Raw genomic sequence first — 23,516 nt, forward strand, 5'->3', positions numbered from 1 at the left:
TCACTCATATGACAACTGACGCGCAAACCATCGAATCGACAAAAAACGAGTTCGTCCGGGCCAAGAACGGCCTGCTGAACATCTTCGCCCACACCCCAGATGACCGAGTCAACTGGTCGCCCGCCAAGACGGCCCGCACGCCGGTCCACTTGATGGTCCATGCTGCGTCGGCGGTTCGAAACCTGCATCATACGATGATGGGAACTCCGTTCCCAGTGCCGACTCCAGACGAAGCAGAGAAATACTTCCGTGATGAGGAGAGCCACTTTTCCACGCGTGAGCAAGCGCTGGAGAAGTTTACGACGGCCTGCGAGGACTTTGAGAAATGGATGGACGGCCTAGACGCCGGTCAGCTTGATACGGAAGTTAAGATGCCGTTCAATTTCGGCCAGATGGCGATTCGCAACGTCATGGGCTTCCCGGCCATGCACACGCAATGGCATCAAGCTCAGCTTGAGTACCTGCAGACAATCTACGGCGACATGGACTGGCACATGGGCTAACCGTAACGCCTCTCGGCCCTGGGGTCGAGAGGCGTTTTTTTTGCATTTACTGCTTGCGGCGACGAAGGAGCGCCACAGCGCCGAGCCCGAGAACCAAGAGGCTAGCGGGTTCGGGTACAGGAGCCGAGAGCTCGCTAAAGAACCGTCCGCTACCTGTATAGACCTGAGTCGAACCGCCGGTAGTTACGTTGAACACAAATGCTCCACTACTGTTGGAATAGAGAATATTGCCGTTGCCCAACTGGTAGACGCCGCGGTTGCCGGTGCCTGGTCCGATCGATCCAAGCGACGAACCGTCGGCAGAGTTCAGAATAGCGATACCGCCGCTCGAAAAACACGAGGCCAGCACGTTTCCATTGGCATCGTAATTCATCTGCTCGACGAAGTTTGTGTCGGTGCCATCGTGGAAGGTGCCCAGCGAGCTTCCACCCAACGAATATTTGTGAATATCGTCGCTCGAGTTGTTGGAACCGACCAGCATGCCGCCTTGATACGAAAGAATCGAGAAAGGCCCGGAGGCTTCTGGCGTCGCGAAACTACCAAGGAATCCACCGGAGGTGTCGTATTCCACGATCGCCGGACCTGGTGCATTGTTGGAGGTGCCTGCGTTGCAGACGTAGACCGTGTTGCCGATCAGCGATAGGCCACGAACGTTATCGAGTCCTCCAGAAATCTGCCCCAATGACGTCCCCGTCATGCTCCATCGAGAGACGCGATCACCGACCTGCTCCGAAACCCAGATTTCGTTTCCAACTTGAATTGCTTGAATCGGTGTGCCCCCAGCCAAACCGAATAGATTGGAATTGATCACGCTTCCATCGAATGGATCGAAAGAAACGAGCCGGTTGTTCCCGCTATCCGGCATGATGAGTGTGGTTTGCGCAAAGGCTCCAGCGGTAACGCCAAGAGCCAGAAAGAATAGTGCCGCTTTCTTCATGGTTGATAACCCCATGCTTCCTTGCAGGCTGAATGAGAAGTCCTTCCCTCCCCAAAAGTCTAACATGATTGCGATTTCTGGGTTGGGCGAGCAGCTGATTCGTCATTCCTCGACAAAAGTTCTTGACATCATTCAGAAAGAGGATATAATACCAACAGGTTATATAACCAAAAGGAAATATATGACGACGGATACGCTGAGCGATATCTTTGGGGCTTTGGCTGACCCCACACGGCGAGCGATCCTTGAGGAACTGACTCAAGGGCCGAGGCCGATGGGGGTGATTGCAAGACAGTTTTCGATCAGCGGCCCGGCGGTGACCAAACACCTCAAAGTTCTCGAACGAGCCGGCCTGGTGCGGTCCAACCGGAAGGCCCAATCTCGGCTACGAAGCCTGGATGCGACACGGTTGGAAGAAGCGCAGCAGTATATTGAGAACTATCGCCAGTATTGGGAGCAGAGCTTTTACCGACTCGATTCCTTTCTTTTTGGACTTCAGACCAAGGAAATCAACGATGACAACAACCATTGATCCGACTCGCGAACTCGTGGTGACACGAGAGTTCGGCGCTCCCCGAGATTTGGTCCTCAAAATGTGGTCCGATCCGGCCATGATCACCCATTGGTGGGGGCCGTTTGGCTTTACCACGACTACTCACGAGATGGATTTTCGGCCCGGCGGCGTGTGGCGGTTCACCATGCATGGTCCAGACGGAACGGACTATCCAAACTTCATCCGATACGTGAAGACAGGGCCGGACCAGATCGAGTACGACCACGGCTGCGACAGCAGGTCGGTGGACTTCCATGTAGTCGTCACGCTAGAGGAGAAGGTGGGCGGTAAAACATCCATGGAGTTCCGTATGGTCTTCCCGTCGGTCGAGGAGAGAACCAGAATCGTAGAAACCTACGGCGCGGACAAGGGACTTTTCCAAACCGTTACTCGCCTAGATACCCTTTTGGCCGACAAGCAGGCGGAGGACGAGCCTTTCAAGATGGCGCTGTCGCTTCCCTCTCCAACCGAAATCCGCACGGTGAGATCGCTTCGTGCCCCGAAGGAGTTGGTTTTCGAAGCCTTTACGAATCCCGACTACATCCGCCGCTGGCAAGGTCCGCGGGACATCGTCTGCACCGAGTGCACCTTCGATGCACGGGTTGGTGGCCGCTGGACGATGACTCACGAACGAGCCGGAGAGAAGTACCGCTTCAGCGGTGAGATTCTGGAAATCTCCCGCCCCGATCGATTGGTCGGAACCTTTCAATACGAGGACTACGATCCGTTGACCAATACGACCACATTTGAGGAGAAGGACGGCATCACGCGGGTCACGACGATCAGTTCGTTTACGACGACCGAGAACCGCGACGGCATGCTCTATTCGGGCATGGAGCACGGAATGGTCGAGGGATACGAGCGCTTGCAGGAGATTTTCGATACCGAAGGAGCAAACAACTAATGTCAGAAAAGATCACGCCATTTCTGTGGTTCGACGGCAATGCCGAAGACGCCGCGAACTTCTACGTTTCCGTCTTCAGGGACGCCAAGATCAAGCATGTCTCCCGCATGGGCGGCGATGGGGACGTCATGGTCGCCGGATTCGAAATTCTCGGCCAGGACTTCATCGCCCTTAACGGCCGACCGAAGAGCATCGCCTTTACCGAGGCGACCTCCTTTATGATCCATTGTGCCGACCAAGCCGAAGTGGACCACTACTGGTCTCACTTGACCGCGGACGGCGGCGAGGAGTCGATGTGCGGATGGCTGAAGGATAAGTTCGGCGTTTCGTGGCAGGTGACGCCGAATCGGCTGATGGAGCTGATGAGCGATCCCGATCCATCGAAAGCGGGACGCGTTATGAACGCGATGATGGGAATGCGAAAGATCGTCATCGCCGACCTAGAGAAGGCGGCGGAGGGAGGCTAAGCCTCCCAGTCGTAAGGGTTGTCGCCTCTCATCCACAGATAGGAGACCAATTGCCCGGCGTGATAGGACTCGTGCCGGGCAATAAATCGAAAGAGATCTTCTATCGTGACCACGTCGAGATCGAGGTATTCGGCAAATCCAGCCGAGACCTCAACCGGAGTCTGTAGTCCTTCGTCGCCGACGTTTCGCAAAAGCGTCAGAGTCGCCTGACGGACTTCGTCAGTTTTCTGCCGCAAGCAATCGACGGTTTTCGTCGCCCAAAACGGAGCATCGACGACGTCGTTCTCAGGCCTTGGCAAAGCTTGAATTAGATACTGGAGCGACGTTTCGGTTCCCAAGATTTCAACGAATTGGCCCTTCACCGTGCGCATGCCATCGGCCGGAGCCCATTCGAGCATCTCGTCAGAAAGCCGAGGGAATACCTCGGCGAGGTCCGTCCTCACCGACGAAAGGCTAGCCTGAATTGACCGAATAGTAGTCACTCGTCTAGTATGGACTATTCATTATGGCTTTTGCGATTCAGGACCTCAGGTTACGCAAGAGATTGTCCCGTAAGCCGGGTACTGAACCTACAGAAAGCTGTTACTTTTGACGATAAGGTACTTGGTAGGTACCCCCTTCCGGACCATGATCTCCCTTCGTACTCAGATTCTAGCCTGCATGTTAGCCTTTGGCGCGCAATCCTTTGGACAAGAAGCGACGCAGGTCCTTCACGATACGGAAGCGAAAGACTCCACGCAGGGCCAACAGGGCGACCTTGGGGCCATGGGCCTAGAGGACCTCATGAACGTCAAGGTTGGCGGCGGAACGATGCCGATCCGTGACCTCAAGGACGTCACGGCTTCGATGTACGTTTTGACGGCTGCCGACATCAAAAAATCGGGGGCGACCAACGTTCCCGACATGCTTCGCTTGGTTCCGGGCGTATCGGTCGCGCAGGTTGACAACAACAAGTGGATGGTGGCGATCCGCGGGTTTTCTTCGCGGTTTAACAATAAGCTTCAAGTGCTGATCGACGGTCGAAGCATTTACTCGCCCGCGTTCTCCGGTGTGTATTGGGATCAGATCGGCCTGACGCCGGACGAGATCGAGCGGATCGAAGTGATTCGTGGCTCCGACGGTTCGCTTTGGGGTTCCAACGCGGTCAACGGCATCATCAACATCGTGACCAAGAATTCGTCTGACACACAGGGCGGTCTTTTGCAGGAGCAAGTGACGACCCACATGGCCGGCGACCATTACTTCCGGCTTGGATCCACGACTAAGAACGGCAACACTTTCCGGTTTACGGCCCGATCTGAGAGGTTCGGCCAGTCGGAGGCTCAAAACTACCCATCACCAGATGCCTCCGAGAGCAATTGGCTTCACTTCCGGTCGGATTCGAAGCTATCGGCACGCGATTCCCTGACGGTGACGAGTTCCTACTTCAACGGCAAAGAGGGGCAATCGACCCTGGTGCCGACCCTCGACAATCCGATGCAAATTGTGGATTCCCGATTCCCGGTTTCGGAGTTCAATACATCGGCCTCGTTGGTGACTCAGCATTCCGACCGCCAGGTATCCGAGGTGAAGGCGAACTACAACCGAGATGTCCGTCTGGCTCCCGAGTTTGGGATGGACATCGCGACCCTCGATCTTGGCTACAACCATTCCACCAAGCTGGATGAAAAGAGTTCGATTTTCTACGGAACCGCCTTCCGACAGGTTGACGGGCACGTAACGGGGAGCACCGACATTTGGCCGACGCGACCCTACTTCAATCCGTCGACTTTTTCGGCGTACGGACAGTACGAGAAAGACCTCGGGCCGCGAACCCAGTTCACCTTTGGTTCAACTATCGAGCACAATGCGTACAGCGGCTGGGAAGTGCAACCGAGCGCCCGCCTACTTTGCCGCAAGGACCCGACTGAGTCTTATTGGTTCTCGATCTCGCGGGCGGTGCGGACACCTTCGCCAGCAGACACCAATGCCAGCTTTCTTTTCGGTATTAGTCAGGACCCGGATTCCGGTTTGCCGGTTCGAATCATTGGCATCACTGACGATCAATTCAAGTCGGAAGCCGTGGTCAGCTTGGAAACTGGCTGGCGCAAGCAAGAGTCGGACAAGCTCAATCTCGATATCACCGCGTTTTACAACGACTACACGAACCTGCGAAGCATCGAATTCGTTGACAACCAGGTGGTGATGGATGCCACGCCTCATATTGATTCCAACTACATTTTCCGCAACAGCGTGAGCGCCCACACGTACGGGGCCGAAGCGTCCATCGGGTATCGGGCCAACGACCTTTGGAATCTCACGGGCAATCTCTCGTACATTGGGGACCACTTCTCGCTGCGGAACGGAGCGATTCAGCCTTTTCCGCTGGCGGGGGTGGATGGCAGTGGGAGCGTGCCCAAGTGGATGGCCAACATTCGATCCTCCTGGATTCTGAACGACACCTCCGATTTCGACCTCTCGGCCTACTACACATCGGCTAACCCCGTTTTCAACCTTCCTGCCTACACTCGGGTGGACGCTCGCTATTCGGCGAAACTGCCGAACAACTGGCACCTGACTTTGATGGGTCAGAACCTATTGGGACCGAGCCACCTGGAAGGAACGACTTCCTTTAGCGAGGTACCGATGCGAGTTCGGCGAACTCTCTCGCTGCAGATTGGATATCGGTTCTAAAACAATGATGTTTCACCTTTCTTCCGCGATCCATACTCCGAGCCTGCTAAGGCTCGCCGTCGGAGCGTCGATTCTGACCGGACTAACGGCAGCATCGGCGGCTGCGCAGGAGAACGAATACTCGGTGAAGGCAGCATTTTTGATCAACTTCCTGAAGTTTATCGACTGGCCGGGAGGATCAGGCCCCTATGTCATCGAGGTTGCGGGCAAGAATCCCTTTGGATCGACCCTCGACAAAATGGTCGAGAACCGCACGATTAATGGCAGAAAGGTTGTGGTGCAGTATGGGCATAGCTCGGGTCTCACCCCTTCGATCTTGTTTGTTCCGGCATCCGAGTCCGAGCATTTTGGCGACTACCTGCAATATCAGTCGAAGCCGATCGTGGTCGTAGGGGAATCGGCCGGATTTGCTTCTAAGTACGGCGTCATCAACTTTGTGCGCGACCACGACCGAGTCGCATTTGAAATCAACGCCCGCCGAGCCAAGAGTTCCGGCGTCAAAGTCAGTTCTCGCCTACTCCAGTTGGCGAAGATCGTCGATTAGGGATTATTTTGAGAAAGCTATCGATCCGCCTTCAGATTATCGCCATTGTGGTTGCCGCCACGATGCTTGCGATTTTTGGGTCGATGGTTCTGTTTTCGACGTACGACATCTCCCAGCTCCAGCACAAGATCACGCGGGATGCGATGATCGAAGCGAGAATCATTGGACAGAACAGTTCAGCCGCAGCTTCGTTCGGCGATGCCAAAGCAGCGACCGAAGTACTGAATTCCTTGCGGGCCAAGCCCGAAGTGGAATCGGCGACACTATTTGATGGGCAAGGCAAGATGCTGGCTCAGTACCAGAAGGATTCGTCCAAGGAACCGGTTAAGAAACCGGCGGCGCTTGGCAACCTGAGTCAAATCGTCGGAACACATCTGTTTACATCCACGTCCATCTCAGCCGGCCAGGAGAAGGTCGGCAGTCTAACCATCGTTTCTAGCCTTCAGGAGCTTTCGGAACGTACGAGTATGTACACCGAGATCGGTTTGGTTCTGACGCTGATCGCGCTCGCCATCGCCGTCTCGGTTGCCTCGGTTCTTCAACGATTTGTGACGGGTCCGATTAGGAGTCTCTCGCAGACCATGCGCCACGTGACGGCCAAGGCCGATTACGATGTTCAGCTTCCCCAAGAGTCGGCGACGGAGACGGGAACGTTAATCACCGCCTTTAACCGGATGATTTCCGATATCCATCGGCGCGATCTCGACCTCCGAGAGGCGAACCTTGAGCTTGAGCACAGCCAGACACAATTGGCTGAGTTTTTTGATCACGCACCCTTTGGGTTGAACCGAATTTCACCGGACGGCGACATTGTCGAGGCGAACGACGTTTGTCTCGAAATATTCGGCGTGTCCTACATCGATTGGATCGGCAAACCGTTTGAGTCCTATTTCAGCGATCCAGACCAGATTCGCGAGGCGTTGGCGGTCATTCGCTCGGGAGGTTCAATCGAGAACCTCGATCTCCAGTTGTCATCTGGCGAAGAAGAAGCAGAGAAAACCGTTCGCCTGAATGCAAACGGCAACTGGGAAGGCGAACGGTTGGTGAACATTCGATGTTTTGTGCAGGACATCACGGTCCTGAATCAAGTCGAAAAAGCGCGAGTCGAGAAGGAGAAAGCCGAGCGTGCGAACCAAGCCAAGAGCGAATTCCTGTCGCGGATGAGCCACGAACTGCGCACGCCGATGAACGCCATCCTCGGCTTTGGCCAGCTTTTGGAAATGCAACCGCTTTCGAAGCTGGAAGAGGAGTGGGTCGCGCAGATTTTGAAGGGCGGCCGGCACCTGCTCAGTCTCATCAACGACGTTCTGAACATCTCAAAGATTGAGTCGGGCATGATGTCAATCTCGACCGAACCGGTTGAGATTCTGCCGGTCGTGAACGATGCCATCCACATGGTGCATACGACCGCAGCGCAAAGGAATGTCACGTTCGAGGTCGATTCGGCGAAGCTGGAAGGACTGTATGCCCGAACGGACCTGCAGCGCATCTCTCAGGTTTTGATCAATGTGCTTTCGAACGCGGCCAAGTACAACGTGGAAGGCGGAAAGGTCACCGTGGACCTGGTTGAGGGGCCGGTTGGACGCCTGATCATCAGTGTGGCCGATACCGGAATCGGGGTTCCGGCCGATAAGGTTTCGCGTCTGTTCACACCATTCGACCGTCTGGACGCAGAGTTGACGGAGGTTGAAGGCACCGGCCTTGGACTATCGCACTCAAAGAGTCTGATGGACGCGATGGGCGGCTCACTGACCTACGACACCACGTACGAAGGCCCGGGTTCGCGCTTCCTGGTCGAGATGAAGGAGTGCGACAAGAACGATTTTCGACAGAGCGTTGCCCAGGATGTCTCAATTCTGGCTAACGACTCTTTCACTAGTGGTCTGCAACGGATCGTTTTGGTGGAGGACAATCTGTCAAGTACGCGGGTGATCGAGTTTGCGCTTTCGAACTTGGATAACGTCCAGCTTTCGGTAGCCTGTCGCGGAATGGAAGGGCTCGAAATGATTGAACGGGTGACTCCGTCGCTGGTCATCCTGGACAACAACCTGCCCGACATCGAAGGCTTCGAAATTGTCGGCCTGTTGCGTTCCAATCCCGAATTTGCCGAGTTGCCGATTGTGATTTTGACCGCCGATGCGACCGCATCGACCCGGCGACGATTCTCGAAATTACACGTTCAAGGCTTTCTCACCAAGCCGGTCGACCTCAAGGAACTGATGTCGATCATCGAGCGATGCACGGGCGAGTCCGAGCACGCGGCTTAGTCGCATTTATTGTCCAAATCCGATATGTCCGCCCGTTCACGGCGCTGGCGGAAGGTAAAACCAAAGGGACCGAGGGCATCCAATGTTGCTACCACTGACGGCATTTCTCATGGCGACGACGGCCAAACTCCCCATTCAGACCGGTTCCGGCTTCGACCAGGAACGGACGGTTTTCCAGACTTCGAGCACGTATTCGGACCGCATCAATTTGCGAGCCGACGTGGCGATCGTTTACGGATTTGACCCGGGGATGCCGGAGCGAGTGCGAGCGTGGCGAAGCCGCGGATACAAGGTCCATCTTATGACCGGCGTGGCTTGGGGTGAATACCAGGACTACTACTTTGGCCGGTGGGACGGCATCAACCACGAGGATGAAGCTCAAACCCGCAAAAACGGTGAGAAGGTCGGCCACGGAGCCGACGTCTACTACATGTCGCCGGGCAAGAACTATGGCAAGTATTTAGCCGATGGTGTGCGTCGGGCGCTGGAAGTTGGGGTCGAAGCGGTTCATTTGGAAGAGCCAGAGTTTTGGAACTTCGGCGGCTACGGCGAAGGATTCAAGCGAGAATGGAAGGAGTTCTACCACGAAGATTGGCAGGACCCAGAGAGCTCGCCCGACGCCCGCTGGCGCGCGGCAAAGCTGATGTACTACTTGTACCGACGTGCGCTACAGCAGGTTTTCGATTCGATTCAGGAGTACAACAAGGAGCATGGCACCCACGTTCGTTGCTACGTACCGACCCACAGCCTGATCAACTACGCGAGTTGGGGAATCGTGAGCCCAGAATCCAGCCTTGCCCGCCTGAACGGTTGCGATGGCTACATCGCCCAGGTTTGGACGGGTACTTCGCGAGAACCGAATGTGTACCAGGGCTTGAAAAAGGAGCGCACGTTTGAAACGGCGTTTCTGGAATACGGTTCCATGCAGAACTTGGTGCGGTCAACGGGACGAAACGTGTGGTATTTGGCCGACCCGATCGAGGACAACGCCAACCACGATTGGGGCGACTACCGCGCCAACTATCACTCCACGCTGATCGCTTCCCTACTCCAACCCGACGTTTGGAACTACGAAGTCATGCCATGGCCGGAGCGGATTTTCCACGGTCTATATCCTTCCATCGAGAATAAGCGAAAGCGGGTCCCGATTCCGGCCGCCTACGCCACCGAGCTACAAGTCGTCATTCATGCTCTGAAGGACATGAAACAGCCGTCAGTCGAATGGGATTGCGGAACGCAGGGCGTGGGGGTGATGGTCAGCGATTCGCTCATGTTCGAGCGAGGCGGCCCGACCAATAGCGATGCGGAAATGGGACATTTGTATGGTCTGGCGCTTCCCTTCTTGAAGCGCGGGATGCCGGTCCAGCCAATTCAGCTTGAAAACATCACCTTGCCGGGCTACCTCGACGGCATGAAACTGATCCTGATGACCTACGAGGGCATGAAGCCGCTTTCGCCGGACGTGCATGATGCGCTGGCCAAGTGGGTTCGAGGTGGCGGCACCCTGGTGTTTGTGGATAAGGACGCCGACCCGTTTGTTCGAGTTCGAGAGTGGTGGAATTCGGACGGCAAGCACTTCGCGACACCGCGCGAGGACCTTTTCGAGCGGCTGGGCGTCGGAGCTAATCCGACGAACGAAGTGAGTTCAGTCGGGAAAGGCCGCCTGGTGTACCTACGCAAGAGTCCTAGCTTAGACATTTCGAAGGTTGCCTCGGGAGCCGACTGGCTGACGAAGAAGGTTCACGTGGATGCACCAAACTTTCCTTGGAAGGAATCGGCGTCACTGGTTTTGCGGCGCGGGCCGTACATCGTCGCATCGGGAATGGACGAGACGAACTCGCCCCGCCAGACCCTGAAGGGTCAGTTCATCGACCTCTTCGACCCAGCGCTTGCCGTTCAGACAAGCATCGAACTGGGTCCGTCTTCTCGACATCTGTTGGTCGATCTGTCAAAGTACCGAAAGACGGTGGTGGCCGCATCGGGTCGGGTCGAGGAAATGGAGTCGGACGCTAAGCACTGGCGAGGAACCCTCGAAGGGATCGCGGAAACGCAAGCTGCGATGGCGTTCCGGTTTGCCAAAGCGCCGAGGAGCGTCTCGTTGGATGGACAGATGATCCAGTCGTTCAGCTACGATTCCTCAGCGAAGATACTGTTGGTCCGGTTCCAGAACAGTCCGGTTCCGCAGACGGTGGACGTGGAGTTTTAATCGCAGATCTGGATTGGCGCGGCCCCGAAGACCTCTGTTAGTGAATGGACGCCAGCCTAGCCTTTCGAGTCGATTCTCGGCTCCTCGGACTGGGCTCAGTTGAGACGGACCCTCGTCCTATAGTCTGCATTTGGACGGCGGTTGCGCCGATACCATCCACCCCGTCGCTTCGCGCCACCCCTCCAAGCTTTGGAGGGGAAATGTTTGGGCACGACTTTAGAGGTTCGGGTTGACGCCCCAGCCCAGGCATTCGCGAATCTTCTCGATTTGTCCGACGTGGTAGGCCATGTGGAGAAAGCGGCACAGCAGATCGCCGAATCCATAGGGGCTGGAGCGAATGTCGTCGATTGAATCGTTCTGAATGAGGACGACCAAAGCATCGACCGAATCCCAGAAACGCTTTTGAGCTAACTGCCAACTTGCTTCGTCCAAAGCTTCAGCCCGCGCTGGCCAAGCGCCTTCGCTTGGATGGGTCGATTGTTTGGTCTTGACCCGCTCGACGATGTCTTCGTTCCAGACGGCAGTGTGGAGAACAATATCCCAGACTCCCATGAGGTCGGGTCCGGGGCGCCAAGCCGCTTGCTCGGCCGTCAGACCATCGAGAGCTTCTTTCCAAGGGTAGACCCAGCCATCCTGGAACACCGAGTAGTCCAACCCCACTTTGAAGAGATCTTTCGCTTCTTGGTTCGACAGTCCCATGCCGCCATTATAGTCGGCGAAAAACAAAACAGCCCAGGTCCGTAGACCCGGGCTGCTGTCAAGTTCCCCAAAAAGATTACTTGCAGTGAATCTGGACGTTGCCGTGGCTGAACGTTTTGCTATAGCTGAAGAGCAGGGCACCGGAGTTCGGATCGTAGACGCTGAAGTCAACGCTGTCCGAGGTGCCGGGCTCGCCGTTATCGACCACATGGACGAAGAATCGATAGTTGCCGCTTCCGTTCAGTTTGCAGTAGCCCGTGAAGTAACCGTCGGTGCAGGTCGGAGCGTAGACCCAATCGAGCGACGTGCTCTTGAAATTCATCAAACCTTCGTGATCCTGGAACTCAAAGTTGCCCTTGATCGAACCGTTGCTGAGAACCTGGGCGACGAAGCCCATGGTGTCCTTACCGTTGGGATAGTCGTACCAGCCGCCACCGGTGATGTGACCTGCGGCGTCAGGGCGAATCGCGCTGACGAAGCCGATCGTCTGCTTGCTCAGTTCCGTACCGTTGAGATAGGTCTCGGCCTGGACCGTATAGGTCGAATCGACGGGCGGGAACCAGATGACCGAGAAGTTGCCGTCAGCATCCGGGTAGGCCGTCAGCGTCGCCACTTCCTCGTTGCCGGGCGTCGTGATATCGATCTCGACGAGGTCTGCGCCATTCGTCACAGTACCGTTGAACGTGACTTCGTCGGTTGCATAGACGGTCGCAGAAATTGGCTGAGGATCAGGAGTTCCACCGCCTCCGCCGACTACGCCGATACCGATGGCTGCGGCGGCATGGCTGGCCGCGGCGGCAAGAGTGAGAACTAAGATGCTGAGTGCCTTCATACTGGTGGTTTTCTTTCCCTTTTCTTCCCTTTGGCTTCCCAGATACTTTTGCCAGGATTTTTGGGAAAAGGGGGTTTTGGTCCCTGGAAATGTACGAGGTCGGCAGATTGAGTAACATGCCAGGAAAACCCATGCGACGACCGATGAGCAACAGTCCGATGGGCGCGCTCGCCGCCCCTCACTATGGGCGCAGTATGCGAGCCACCTCGACCTTCCGCGAAGGGGCGGACGGCAAGTACGATCGCAACGCTCCGCCGAAAAGTGACTTCGAAGAGCAAAGCAACCGCGACAACTTTCGCGTGCCGGGCGGCGAAACCCACGTTCTATTGGAAGCTGAGGGGCCAGGGTGCATCACCCATATGTGGATCACCTTCCTAGGCCCTGAGCCGCACCCGTGGGCGAAGGACGGTTCGGCCAACCACCAGGAACTGCTCCTGCGGATTTTCTATGACGGAGATGAGCGGCCCGGTGTCGAGGCTCCCTTGGGAGATTTCTTTGCCGGATGCTTTGGCAAGCGCAGCGAAGTCATCAGTCTGCCGGTCATCGTCGAGGGCGGCGACTCGTACAACTGTTTTTGGCACATGCCCTTTCAGAAGTCGTGTCGAATCGAGATCGTCAACGAAAGCGAAAAGCAGTTGAACCTGCTTTATTACAACGTCGATTGGATCAAGTACGACGAGCCACTGCCAGACGATACGCCTTACTTCTATGCCCAATATACGCAGGCGTACACCACCGGTGGAGGCGAGCCGTACACCCTATTGGAGACCGAAGGCAAAGGGCACTATGTTGGCACCGTTTTCTGCGTTCGAACGCGAAGCCCATACTGGTTTGGCGAGGGCGACGAGATGGTCACGATCGATGGCGAAGAGATTCCATCGGTTTGGGGCACGGGGACCGAGGACTACTTCCTGTGTGCTTGGGGCTTGGAAAAGACCTTGACGCCGTACTTCGGGGTTCCCTACTTCGACCAATGGGGCATCGTTGGGGGGCACACCAGCGCTTACCGGTGGCACGTCAACGATCCGTTCGTATTCTGCAAGTCGATCAAGGTTCAATTCGAGACCTTCGGGTGGATTTCGCCGGATGAGACGGAGCGGCAGCGGGCCAACAGTTGGAACCCCCGCGAGGACGACTACGCCAGCGTAGCGTTTTGGTACCAGACCGGCCGACCGACCTTTGCGGCTCGGGCTCCTCACGCCCGGGAGCGAAAGCTCCCTTCCATCGAACGCATCACCGTGCTTGCGGCGGGCCAAATGCTGGGTCAGGTAAACACCTTGGACCAAGAAGAGCTTCCGCGCCTGGAATACGATGGGCGAAAGACGGTTTCGCCAACTCGGCGCGAGGTTCAGCGATACCCCGAGCACTTCGAGTACTACCTGCTATATGCTCCCTGGCAACCGGATGACCCAATTGAGATCAAGTTTGAGATTGATGAGCAAGAGCCTCTGCGACTGCTGATCAATGTAGCCAAGGGTCCCGACCTCGGCATTTATGAAGTGGCCCTCGATGGCGTGCGGCTGGGCGAGGCGATGGACTTCTACGCTCCCGAGATCGAGGCGCGGGAGTATCACTTCCTCGATTTCTGGCCGGAACCGGGAATCTATACGCTCCGCCTCACGTGCATCGGCAAGAACCACCTTTCGAGCGGCGAGTCGCTCCTGCTGGAGTCGGTGCGCCTTCGCACCCGTCGCCCACGGGTACGGGAGTGGGCGTTCGAGAAGGAAAACGACTGGCGGACGAACCCGATCTACCACGCAGGAACCTAGAAAAACGGTTCTGGGTAGTCTGTTTCTGTGAACCTGACTGCCCTGAACGAGTTTCTCAATCATCCTCTGGTGAAGATCCAGGGACTCGACCTCAGCGTGGCCCTCCTCCTGCGCGTTGCCGCGCTGTTCGTCATTGTGCTCTTCATGAGCCGCGCTATTCGAACGATTACTTACAAGGCTCTGGCGCGGTTTCCTCACGTCGACAACTCGACGGCGAACTCGGTTTCGACCCTCGTTTACTACATGATCTTGGCATTAGGCGTGACTTGGGCATTGGGAACGCTCGGTCTGGATTCGACGAGTCTGGCCGTCTTCACCGGTGCGCTGGGACTGGGTGTTGGTCTTGGTTTTCAGGACATGGCCAAGAACTTCATTAGCGGAATCATCATGCTGATCAGCAAGACGATCAAGCCAGGCGACATCATTTCTCTGGACGATCTGACGGGACGGGTCGAAATGGTCGGCATGTACTCCAGTCAGATGAAGACGGTTCACGACGCGACGGTCATCATCCCCAATAGCGAAATCCTGAACAATAAGTTTATCAATTGGACGCACGACCGGTCGATTCGCATGCTGGAAATCCCGATTGGAGTTCACTACGATTCGGACCTCGACGTCGTACAGAAGATCCTGCATGACGCGGCTGCCGTCGTCGATCATATTCTTTCGGAACCTGGACCGAGGGTTTTGCTGGACACCTACGGCGACTCAAGCGTCAATTTTACGGTTCGGGTTTGGACCGACGAGGTGATGTACTATCGACGGGTTATCAGTGCGTACAACTTGGAAGTTTGGCGGCGGTTCAAGGATCAGAAGGTCTCGATTCCCTACCCTCAGCAGGACGTCTACATCAAAGAAATGCCAAGGGTTTGAACCGGACGACGCGGTCGGGTTGGCGGTATTGCCAGGCGACCAGCAGTTCCTGGGCCGTCTCTTCGAGGGGTCGAGTTGAATCGGCTTCGAAGTCGTAGCCGCAGAAGGTGTGGATGACCTCAAAGTCACGACGTGCATCGCCGATGGGTCGGTTGCCGCGCTCACGCTCGCGACGCTCTAACTCTTCGACCGGGCAATGAACGCCAACGAGGAAAACGTCATGGTGGCCGAGGAGGTCTTGGAGCCGTTGTCGCCACGGCTCGGTTTCGATGATGTGTTCGACGATGAGGTTATTTCCCGCCTCGATCAGGGAAGGCAGGCAACGGTGAAAGCCATCGAAGAAGGATTCCCGCATGCCTTTCCAAGGGAACTCGCCTGAGCGGATTCTCGCGCTCGGAAGCATGCCCGAGTCGATAAAGTGGTCGATGGAAAAATGCCAGAACGGCTCAGGCAAGATGGACTGGAGGTGGCGAGCCAGTGTCGACTTGCCGGAACTCGATGCTCCATTCAGAAAGATGACCTTGCCCGGTTCCGATGCCACGGCTTCGATTATGTCACGCGCCTACCCTTGCGATTTCTGAGTCAGGTCGGAGTAGGCGAGGGTCTTACTCCACTCGGGCTTTTCATAGGCAAGACGGTCCAAGACGACTCGGGTTCGAATGCGACCCGTTTCGCAGTCGATGTCGATCAACCTCGCGCCTCGTTGCCAGTCGCCGTACCCGCTGAATCCGGTGCATCGCCCGTAAACCAACTTGACTCCCTGGAGCTCGCCAACGTAGTCGTTGACGTGGTCGTGACCGCAGAAAACGGCTCGGACTCGGCCCGACTCGGCATAGGCTTTGAAGATTTCGCCTTGGTCTTGCTCGAAGCAGACATGTTCGCCCTGGCGACCCAGGGCGTGATGCTGAGCGAACACATCCCGATACTCGACCGTCGGAACATGTTGCATGACCAGAATTGGAGTCGCGTGTCCCCTGCTCCGGTCAGATTCAAGTTGGTTTTGGAACCATTCGGTTTGCGTAGGGGTCACCTTCATTCCGCCGTCGGCGGAACCGGTGTTGAATGCGATCAGACTCGCAAACGGCTTTGATCCTTCTATTCTCAGGTCGATCCGGTAACAATACTCTCGCCGTCCGGCTTGCTTGTGGTGCCCCACAACCGCGTCGCCAAGGCTCTTCGCGTACTCGTCCAGGCTTCGCTGACCAGACTCTCCGGTTGGATGGTCGTGGTTTCCAAAAATAAACGCCCACGGCACCGCAAGATCGTTCATGAACTCGATGGCCTCAAATCGGGGTTTCACCTTGTCGTTGTTGATGAAATCGCCGGTATGAAAGATGAGGTCAGGGCGATAGTCTTCGACGAGATCGCGAATGAGCGCTTTCGTCATCTCGTCGGTAGAGGCTTCCTCGATGGTCGGCGACCCGAAATGGGTGTCGGTCACCTGCATGATTCGCACGACTTTCCGCTTGGGGACGATCAACTCGAATCGGTCGGTATCGAGCCGAACCGTACTTGGAGAAGAGGAGGTTTTGGCCATAGAAAGACTGGGAAGGGCCATGCCGACTCCGGCCACAATACCCGAGCCAAGAAGATCACGTCGAGTCATTGCGAGGATGATCGCACGAGCGCATTAAGGCTTGGTTAGGGTCAGAGGCAAAGTTTGTTTTGCTTCAACACATCCGAAAGGGTGAACTCAACATTCTTTTGTTCGCCCGAGTGGATTGTTAATTTCGCGGCGACTACAGACTTATGGCTGGACTACTGGACAAAGGTGATTGCGTATGGTCAAAAGAGCTTGGGCTACCACCATGTCCCCAGAAACCTTGATTCGATGGGGAAAGTTCCACTCGTCGTCGCGTGTCCGGTATCCGTTCCGACACCCGAAGCGCCAAAATAAATGAGCGATGAGACCGACCATGGCCGACATCGCGCGGGAAACCGGCCTCACCCTCGGCACCGTCTCACGCGCGTTGAACAATTCTGTGAAGTACCCAATCGCGGCGGAAACTCGCGAACGGGTACTGGAGGCAGCCACTCGGCTAGGCTATCGACCCAATCAGTTGGGAAAGGCATTGGCGGAAGGCAAAAGCATGCTCATCATGCTTTTAACCCCAAACCCATTTGCACCTTACTACTCAGAATTAAATCGGCACCTTTCTCTCTTGGCGGTCAATCTAGGTTATAGCCTCCTTATTCCGAGTATCACCCCCGAGCAATCCCCACCATCAACTCAATCAATTGATTGGCTTTACGGGGTGGACGCGATTATCGTATGCGATTTGATCCCGGCGTGGGAGGGGTATATGAACGAAGCGGCCAGGTTAAAAATTCCAATGGTTGGCATGGGGGCTTTACGTCCGACTTTGCCCATCGACTTCGTATGGATCGACCTCTACAAGGCTTCCCGCGACGTTTTTGCCCACTTGGTCGAAGTCGGATGCAAGTCAATCGCCTTTCTAGGCACGCCTCTGCGAGACAATCGAAGGGTTGCGTATTTGGACGCTGTGGAAGCCTTCGGATTAGAACCCCGAATTATAGAAATGGGCGTCCAATCTCGATCGACCGCACGCGAGGCAGCGGCCATTGCTTACCGGGAGCGGCCGTTCGATGGCCTCATTTGCGAAAACGACATCGTTGCAACCGGGGCCCTACTGGGACTGGCCGATGCAGGAGCAAAAGTTCCGCAAGACGTCCGCCTGGCCGGATGCGATGGCCTCGAGGAGAGTCAATTTCAACTCGTTCCGATTACAACCCTCGTGCAGCCTTTGGAACAATGTTGTCAGTCTGCGTGGAACCTGCTGCAGGACTTAATGAATGGTGCCAAGCATGCCCCGCAGTTTGTAAAGCATGAGGCAACTTTAGAAGTCCGCACTTCGACATCCGGCTAATGCTTCTACCCTGCGTGGTACGAACTTCCCGATTTTCAACAATTCGGAAAGCGCTTTCCGAATTCGTGTTATAATGCCAGCAAGCGGCCAGAAAGAAAGCGCTTTCTGCCGCCTACAAGGTAGTTATGAAACATCGCGGTTTTACTCTGATCGAACTCTTAGTGGTCATTGCAATCATCGCCATTTTAGCGGCAATTCTCTTTCCTGTCTTCGCGCAAGCCAAACGAGCGGCTAAGGACGCGAGCGCCCTTTCCAACGTCAAGCAGATTGCGCTTGGCGGCTATATGTATTCGAGCGATAACGATGATATGGTCATCATGTGGGAGCAGCCAAATTCGCCCTGGCGGGCTTGGCCGATTCTGATCTATCCCTACACCAAGAACACCGATATCATTTGGGACCCGTCTCGACAACGAACCGTCAATGTCGGCCCTCAGCCGTGGGACTACTCACCCAATGTCGATTGGGGTTGGCAGATCCACATGGCGATCAACCGATACGGATACGCCAGTTCGAACGGTGCGCCCCGAAGCCAGACGGTCATCGAGACCTCGTCTGAGCGAATCGGTTGGACATATGGCGAGGTGCAGAACTCGGGCAACATCTTCTCCCAGCATTGGATGGACGCCCAGCGATGCGCTTGCCCGTCCGTTGCCAATACCCCGACCGACCGAGCGTCGGACTGGTACAACCAGTGTGCCCGAGCGGCCATCAAGTACCACGCCGACGGCATCATCGCCGCGTACGCGGACGGCCACGCCAAGAAGGTGAACTACAAGGCGATCACGCACAACCAGCCCACTTTCAGCGCATCGGCCCAGTGCGAAAGCGACTACTTCTATGGGCCGGACGGCGCGTGGAACACGGCTGACGACCCGGACAACAAGGAGACACGAACCTGGGGACGCTGGTGGACCGCAAACTACTGATCTGCTTGGTCGCGGGTTTGACCGTGGCCGGATGTGGAAGCGGTACTTCGACTCCCATCGCGCCAGACCAGCAGATGCCGGACACGAGTAAGATGTCGGCCGACGAAGTCCAAAAGCTTCACAGCGAAGGGAGCGCAACCGAAAAGGGTGCGCCTCCCGCCAATAATCCGATGACGACGGACCATGGCTACACGCCGGCCGATCGCCAGACAGGACGATAAGGAACTAGATTGGGTCCTCCCGTAATGGGAGGACCGTTTTTATTTGAGGTCGAAGCGGTCGAGGTTGGTGATCTTGGTCCAAGCGGCGACGAAGTCGCTCATGAACTTCTCGGTCGCGTCGGCGCTGGCATAAACCTCGGCGAGAGCCCTCAGAACTGAGTTCGAACCGAACACAAGATCGACCCGTGAGCCGGTCCACTTGAGTTCGTTGGTGTCGCGATCTCGCCCCTCGAAAGACGTCTTCGCTTCGCTTGTTGGCGTCCACTTGGTTCCCATGTCCAGCAGGTTAACGAAGAAGTCGTTCGTCAATTGACCCGGTCGGTCGGTGAACACACCTTCTTTGGAGCCACCCACGTTGATGTTGATCGCCCGGAGGCCACCGATCAGGACGGTCAGTTCAGGTGCGGTCAAGGTCAGAAGCTGGGCTTTGTCAATGAGCATTGCTTCGGCAGGAACGGCGTATTCCGTCTTCTGGCAGTTTCGGAATCCGTCGAACTTCGGTTCGAGGACAGCGAATGAATCCACGTCGGTTTGATCCTGGCTCGCATCGGTTCGTCCTGGCGTGAACGGTACGGTCACCGCATGACCAGCGGCCCTGGCCGCCTGCTCGACACCGGCGTTGCCGGCGAGAACGATGACGTCGGCCAGCGACACCTTCTTTGCACCTTTGGCATTGAACTCGGCTTGAATGCCTTCGAGAACCGAAAGAACCTTCGCGAGTTGAGTCGGCTGGTTGACTTCCCAATCCTTCTGAGGAGCCAAGCGAATTCGTGCACCATTTGCGCCGCCCCGCTTGTCTGATCCGCGGAAAGTCGAGGCCGAAGCCCAGGCGGTGCCGACCAATTCGGAAACCGAAAGGCCCAAGCCTAGAATCTTTGCTTTCAGTTCAGAGGCGTCGGCTTCGTCGATCAGCGGGTGACTGGCAGCAGGAATCGGGTCCTGCCAGATCAGTTCTTCCTTCGGCACTTCGGGGCCGAGGTAGCGCGACCGAGGTCCGAGGTCACGGTGGGTCAGCTTGAACCAAGCGCGAGCGAACGCATCGGCGTAGGCTTGCGGGTTTTCCAGGAATCGTCGCGAAATCTTCTCGTAAATCGGGTCGAAGCGGAGCGAGAGATCGGTCGTCAGCATGGTTGGCAGACGCTTCTTGGACGGATCATGAGCATCGGGGATGATCGCATCGGCCCCTTTGGCTTGCCACTGATTAGCACCTGCCGGGCTCTTGGTGAGTTCCCATTCGTACTTAAAGAGGATTTCGAAAAAGTCGTTGCTCCATCGGGTTGGGGTCGTGGTCCAGGTCACCTCAAGGCCACTGGTGATCGCGTCGCCAGCGCTTCCGGTTCCGTAAGAACTCGTCCATCCAAGACCTTGCTCTTCTAGGTCTGTGCCTTCTGGGTCGGCTCCAACATGGTCGACGGTGCCTGCGCCGTGGGTCTTGCCGAAGGTGTGTCCACCCGCGATGAGGGCGACCGTCTCTTCGTCATTCATTGCCATTCGGGCAAAAGTTTCTCGGATATCGACCGCCGCGGCGAGGGGGTCGGGGTTGCCATCGGGCCCTTCGGGATTAACGTAGATGAGGCCCATTTGAACGGCGGCCAGCGGGTTTTCGAGGTCGCGCTTACCCGAATATCGGCTGTTGGGGTTATCGGTCGGGGCAACCCAAGTAGTCTCTCGGCCCCAGTAGACGTCCTGGTCTGGCTCCCAAGTGTCCTCTCGTCCACCGCCAAAGCCAAACGTTCGGAATCCCATGCTCTCCAGAGCTACGTTTCCGGTGAGGACCAGGAGATCGGCCCACGAAATCTTTTGACCATACTTCTGCTTGATGGGCCAGAGCAGGCGGCGGGACTTGTCGATATTGACGTTGTCCGGCCAGCTATTGAGGGGAGCAAACCGTTGTTGCCCTCGCCCGGCACCACCTCGACCATCACCAATTCGATAGGTCCCCGCGCTATGCCAAGCCATGCGGATGAACTGCGGTCCGTAGTGGCCAAAGTCGGCGGGCCACCATTCCTGCGAATCCGTCATCAGCTTGCGCAAGTCGCTCTTGAGCGCTTCGTAGTCCAGCTTGGCGAACTCTTCGCGGTAGTCAAACGACTGATCCAGCGGATCGGACTTCGTCGAATGCTGGTTCAGCAGATCGACGCGCAACTGATTCGGCCACCAATCGCGGTTCTGAGTTCCGCCACCAGCGATGGTCGCGGAGAAGGGGCATTTGGATTCACTTGACATGGTTCTGTTCTTGGTTTGGCTTTGATTTTTGTTGGCACGAAGGGCAGATGCCCCAGTACACGACCTCGGCTTCGTCGACGACAAAGCCGTGGTCCTCGTTGGGCTGAAGACAGGGTGCCGCGCCCACGGCGCAGTCGATGTCGACCGTGACGAGGCACTGACGACAGATCAGATGGTGATGGTTGTCACCAACACGCGTTTCGTAAAGGGCGGGGCGACCGGCGGGCTCGATTCGGCGAATGATCCCGGCGGCAGAGAGCGCGTTGAGATTGTCGTAAACGGCCTGGCGCGAAAGGCTTCCCAGCCGTTTTCGAGCCGCCTCGACGATGAACTCCGCGTCTTGATGCTTGCCTTCGTGCTCGATGACTTCCAGCACGGCCAAGCGCGGCGCCGTCAGGCGGAGGTTGGCGGCTTTCAGGAGGTCTTCGATCTCGGCTCGCATTTGCTAAGATTACCCCATTATCTGTACTGTATCCAGATAATGACTTATGTCAGCAAGATTTCTTTACAATGGCGTCAGGCGGCGATGCGGAAATCACTCTTTGATCGAATGGGGCGCGAGGACGGGTGTCGTCGCCTAAGTCACGCTTTCTACTCACGTGTCGCCAATGAACCGATTCTCCGCCCGCTTTTTCCGGGCAAAAGCTTGCGATGTGCCACCGAAGAGTTTGCGGCCTTCCTCATTCAGTTCTTTGGTGGCGAGGACGAGCAAAGCCAATACCGATGGTGGCTCAGCCTGCGCCAATCACATGCACGCTTTCGGATTGAGGAATCTCAGCGGTTGGCTTGGCTCGGACTGATGGACCCGGCGTTAAGGGAGACCTTTTGTGCTGACGAAGACGTCGCAGCGCTGTTGGACTTCTTTAGAATGGCATCGCTTTATTTGATCGGCGAGGATGCTGGGCCGCCAGCCCATCCAGAGTTGGCCACCCTTTGGCAACGTCAACTGAGGCTGGAGAAGTTGATGAGCGACGTGGCGAACGGCGAAGATGCGGCGGCGATCCTCTCGGCCGACTCTTCTTTTAACCGACCCAGCGTAATGGTCGGAATCTTGGCAGCGATGCTGGAAGCGGATCGGCCAGTTCTGACCGAATATGTTGCCTCTTTGGTTCACAGCAACCCCGATCTGACTCGACACCAGTTCAATGGACGAAGTCTGCTTCACTTCGCCGCCGCAACGGCATGCCTCCCGGTCGCGCGAATTCTGCTACGGTTTGGAATCGACCCTAACGTGGCCGACTCTGGAGGACACACTCCCCTCTTCCGCGCGGCAGGTGGACGAGATTCGGGCGAAATCGTTCGAGAGTTAGTGGCGGCTGGAGCGGCAGTCAACCATTGCGGCGGTATAAGTCGGTCGACGCCACTGCACGAGGCGGCTCGGTTCGGCAACACTTCGGCGGCATTGGCCCTCATCGAACTTGGCGCGGATTTGAATGCCAAAGACAAGCGAGGACAAACGCCGCTCATGCGAGCAAAGAGCTTTCGACGTGCGAAGATCGTCGAGATGCTGTTCCTTGTGGCAGAATTGAAACATGAGTAGTTTGGTGGAGACCTGTAAACAAAGCGCGAAGAGCAACGTAGAGCGATTCATTTTGATCTTCTCGTTCGTGCCCGACGACAAGTTGAATTGGACGCCGACTCCGACCGCAAAATCAGCGCTTCGCGTTGCCGCGCACACGGCTCTCTATCTGGGCATCTTCGCCAAAATGATGCGAGACCGAAAGCTTCCCGGGTCCGAGAATCTGGATGGATGGCTGAACGAGAGGAATGCGGCCGAAATGGCGGTCACCCGACGAGAAGACATCGAGACGATCTTTCGCAGCGGTCTTGAGGAAGTCTACGCCGCCCTCGACGGACTCACGCAAGAGGATATCGAGTCCGAGTTGGATTCGGGCCTGGGATGGTCGATGCCGATGTCGTTTTTGATGAAGCTGCCGGGCTGGCACACGACGTTGCACATCGGACAGCTCGACTACCTTCAGACGTGTTGGGACGACCAGGTCGTCCACTTCTAGAGTTCTG

Annotated in this window: 21 protein-coding genes and 1 pseudogene; 15 read left to right on the forward strand and 7 right to left on the reverse strand. The window is 56.4% G+C overall.

Going from position 1 to position 23,516, the window contains the following annotated elements; translation table 11 throughout:
- Nucleotides 1–8 precede the first annotated feature (8 nt).
- Nucleotides 9–503, forward strand: coding sequence for a DUF664 domain-containing protein (locus GC165_14760; protein ID MBI1334131.1), 495 nt, complete (start codon nt 9–11; stop codon nt 501–503).
- Nucleotides 504–549: 46 nt separating this feature from the next.
- On the opposite strand, the gene GC165_14765 is transcribed toward GC165_14760, so the two are convergent.
- The gene (locus GC165_14765) at nt 550–1,506 is read right to left on the reverse strand and encodes a PEP-CTERM sorting domain-containing protein (GenBank protein ID MBI1334132.1); all 957 of its coding nucleotides are present in this window, start codon (nt 1,504–1,506) and stop codon (nt 550–552) included.
- 115 nt (nt 1,507–1,621) lie between these two features.
- Between GC165_14765 and GC165_14770 the strand changes: the two genes are divergently transcribed.
- The 3 genes and pseudogenes from GC165_14770 (at nt 1,622) to GC165_14780 (ending at nt 3,364) form a co-directional block, all read left to right on the forward strand.
- Nucleotides 1,622–1,972, forward strand: a complete 351-nt coding sequence (locus GC165_14770) for a metalloregulator ArsR/SmtB family transcription factor (protein ID MBI1334133.1) — start codon at nt 1,622–1,624, stop codon at nt 1,970–1,972.
- Nucleotides 1,956–2,414: pseudogene (locus GC165_14775) on the forward strand (ATPase). Before GC165_14770 ends, GC165_14775 begins: the two are co-directional and overlap by 17 nt.
- 482 nt (nt 2,415–2,896) lie before the next feature.
- A complete protein-coding gene (locus tag GC165_14780) occupies nt 2,897–3,364 on the forward strand; it encodes a VOC family protein (protein ID MBI1334134.1) in 468 nt (155 codons plus the stop codon).
- Here the strand turns inward: GC165_14780 and GC165_14785 are convergent.
- Nucleotides 3,361–3,864, reverse strand: a complete 504-nt coding sequence (locus GC165_14785; protein ID MBI1334135.1) for a hypothetical protein — start codon at nt 3,862–3,864, stop codon at nt 3,361–3,363. The two genes, GC165_14780 and GC165_14785, sit on opposite strands and share 4 nt — an antisense overlap.
- 127 nt (nt 3,865–3,991) lie before the next feature.
- Here GC165_14785 and GC165_14790 point away from each other — a divergent pair, with 127 nt between their 5' ends.
- From GC165_14790 to GC165_14805, 4 genes are all read left to right on the forward strand, one after another.
- The gene (locus tag GC165_14790) at nt 3,992–6,037 is read left to right on the forward strand and encodes a TonB-dependent receptor plug domain-containing protein (GenBank protein MBI1334136.1); all 2,046 of its coding nucleotides are present in this window, start codon (nt 3,992–3,994) and stop codon (nt 6,035–6,037) included.
- Nucleotides 6,038–6,041: 4 nt separating this feature from the next.
- On the forward strand, nt 6,042–6,581 hold the full coding sequence (locus GC165_14795; GenBank protein ID MBI1334137.1) for a DUF4154 domain-containing protein: 540 nt from the start codon (nt 6,042–6,044) through the stop codon (nt 6,579–6,581).
- Nucleotides 6,582–6,589: 8 nt separating this feature from the next.
- A complete protein-coding gene (locus GC165_14800; protein MBI1334138.1) occupies nt 6,590–8,848 on the forward strand; it encodes a response regulator in 2,259 nt (752 codons plus the stop codon).
- An 82-nt stretch (nt 8,849–8,930) separates the two neighbouring features.
- Nucleotides 8,931–11,054 (forward strand): hypothetical protein, encoded by a 2,124-nt coding sequence (locus GC165_14805; protein MBI1334139.1) that lies wholly within the window; start codon nt 8,931–8,933, stop codon nt 11,052–11,054.
- A 216-nt stretch (nt 11,055–11,270) separates the two neighbouring features.
- Here the strand turns inward: GC165_14805 and GC165_14810 are convergent, their stop codons facing one another.
- On the reverse strand, nt 11,271–11,963 hold the full coding sequence (locus GC165_14810) for a hypothetical protein (protein ID MBI1334140.1): 693 nt from the start codon (nt 11,961–11,963) through the stop codon (nt 11,271–11,273).
- A 711-nt stretch (nt 11,964–12,674) separates the two neighbouring features.
- Between GC165_14810 and GC165_14815 the strand changes: the two genes are divergently transcribed.
- Together GC165_14815 and GC165_14820 are read left to right on the forward strand one after the other, a co-directional pair.
- Nucleotides 12,675–14,354 (forward strand): DUF2961 domain-containing protein, encoded by a 1,680-nt coding sequence (locus GC165_14815; protein MBI1334141.1) that lies wholly within the window; start codon nt 12,675–12,677, stop codon nt 14,352–14,354.
- Between the two features lie 27 nt (nt 14,355–14,381).
- Nucleotides 14,382–15,230 (forward strand): mechanosensitive ion channel, encoded by an 849-nt coding sequence (locus GC165_14820; protein ID MBI1334142.1) that lies wholly within the window; start codon nt 14,382–14,384, stop codon nt 15,228–15,230.
- Here GC165_14820 and GC165_14825 read toward each other — a convergent pair.
- Nucleotides 15,208–15,771 (reverse strand): AAA family ATPase, encoded by a 564-nt coding sequence (locus GC165_14825; protein ID MBI1334143.1) that lies wholly within the window; start codon nt 15,769–15,771, stop codon nt 15,208–15,210. The genes GC165_14820 and GC165_14825 overlap by 23 nt on opposite strands.
- A 21-nt stretch (nt 15,772–15,792) precedes the next feature.
- Nucleotides 15,793–16,836 carry a hypothetical protein gene (locus GC165_14830; protein MBI1334144.1) on the reverse strand — a complete coding sequence of 348 codons (1,044 nt, stop codon included), beginning with the start codon at nt 16,834–16,836 and terminating at the stop codon, nt 15,793–15,795.
- A gap of 298 nt (nt 16,837–17,134) precedes the next feature.
- Between GC165_14830 and GC165_14835 the strand changes: the two genes are divergently transcribed.
- The 3 genes from GC165_14835 to GC165_14845 all read left to right on the forward strand — a co-directional run bounded on the left by GC165_14835 (nt 17,135) and on the right by GC165_14845 (nt 19,268).
- Nucleotides 17,135–18,118, forward strand: a complete 984-nt coding sequence (locus GC165_14835) for a LacI family DNA-binding transcriptional regulator (protein ID MBI1334145.1) — start codon at nt 17,135–17,137, stop codon at nt 18,116–18,118.
- Between the two features lie 125 nt (nt 18,119–18,243).
- Complete coding sequence (locus GC165_14840; protein ID MBI1334146.1) at nt 18,244–19,047, forward strand: prepilin-type N-terminal cleavage/methylation domain-containing protein; 804 nt, start codon at nt 18,244–18,246, stop codon at nt 19,045–19,047.
- On the forward strand, nt 19,029–19,268 hold the full coding sequence (locus GC165_14845; GenBank protein ID MBI1334147.1) for a hypothetical protein: 240 nt from the start codon (nt 19,029–19,031) through the stop codon (nt 19,266–19,268). The genes GC165_14840 and GC165_14845 overlap by 19 nt, the downstream gene beginning before the upstream one ends.
- Before the next feature lie 39 nt (nt 19,269–19,307).
- On the opposite strand, the gene katG is transcribed toward GC165_14845, so the two are convergent.
- Both katG and GC165_14855 read right to left on the reverse strand, forming a co-directional pair.
- Nucleotides 19,308–21,494: a catalase/peroxidase HPI gene (katG, locus tag GC165_14850; protein MBI1334148.1), complete on the reverse strand. Its 2,187-nt coding sequence runs from the start codon at nt 21,492–21,494 to the stop codon at nt 19,308–19,310.
- On the reverse strand, nt 21,484–21,936 hold the full coding sequence (locus tag GC165_14855; GenBank protein ID MBI1334149.1) for a transcriptional repressor: 453 nt from the start codon (nt 21,934–21,936) through the stop codon (nt 21,484–21,486). Before GC165_14855 ends, katG begins: the two co-directional genes overlap by 11 nt.
- Between GC165_14855 and GC165_14860 the strand changes: the two genes are divergently transcribed.
- Together GC165_14860 and GC165_14865 are read left to right on the forward strand one after the other, a co-directional pair.
- Nucleotides 21,838–23,034, forward strand: coding sequence for a hypothetical protein (locus GC165_14860; GenBank protein MBI1334150.1), 1,197 nt, complete (start codon nt 21,838–21,840; stop codon nt 23,032–23,034). The genes GC165_14855 and GC165_14860 overlap by 99 nt on opposite strands.
- On the forward strand, nt 23,027–23,509 hold the full coding sequence (locus GC165_14865) for a hypothetical protein (GenBank protein MBI1334151.1): 483 nt from the start codon (nt 23,027–23,029) through the stop codon (nt 23,507–23,509). The genes GC165_14860 and GC165_14865 overlap by 8 nt, the downstream gene beginning before the upstream one ends.
- The last annotated feature ends 7 nt before the right edge of the window (nt 23,510–23,516 follow it).

The organism is Armatimonadota bacterium, from assembly GCA_016125185.1.
Classification (GTDB): Bacteria; Armatimonadota; Fimbriimonadia; order Fimbriimonadales; family Fimbriimonadaceae; genus Fimbriimonas.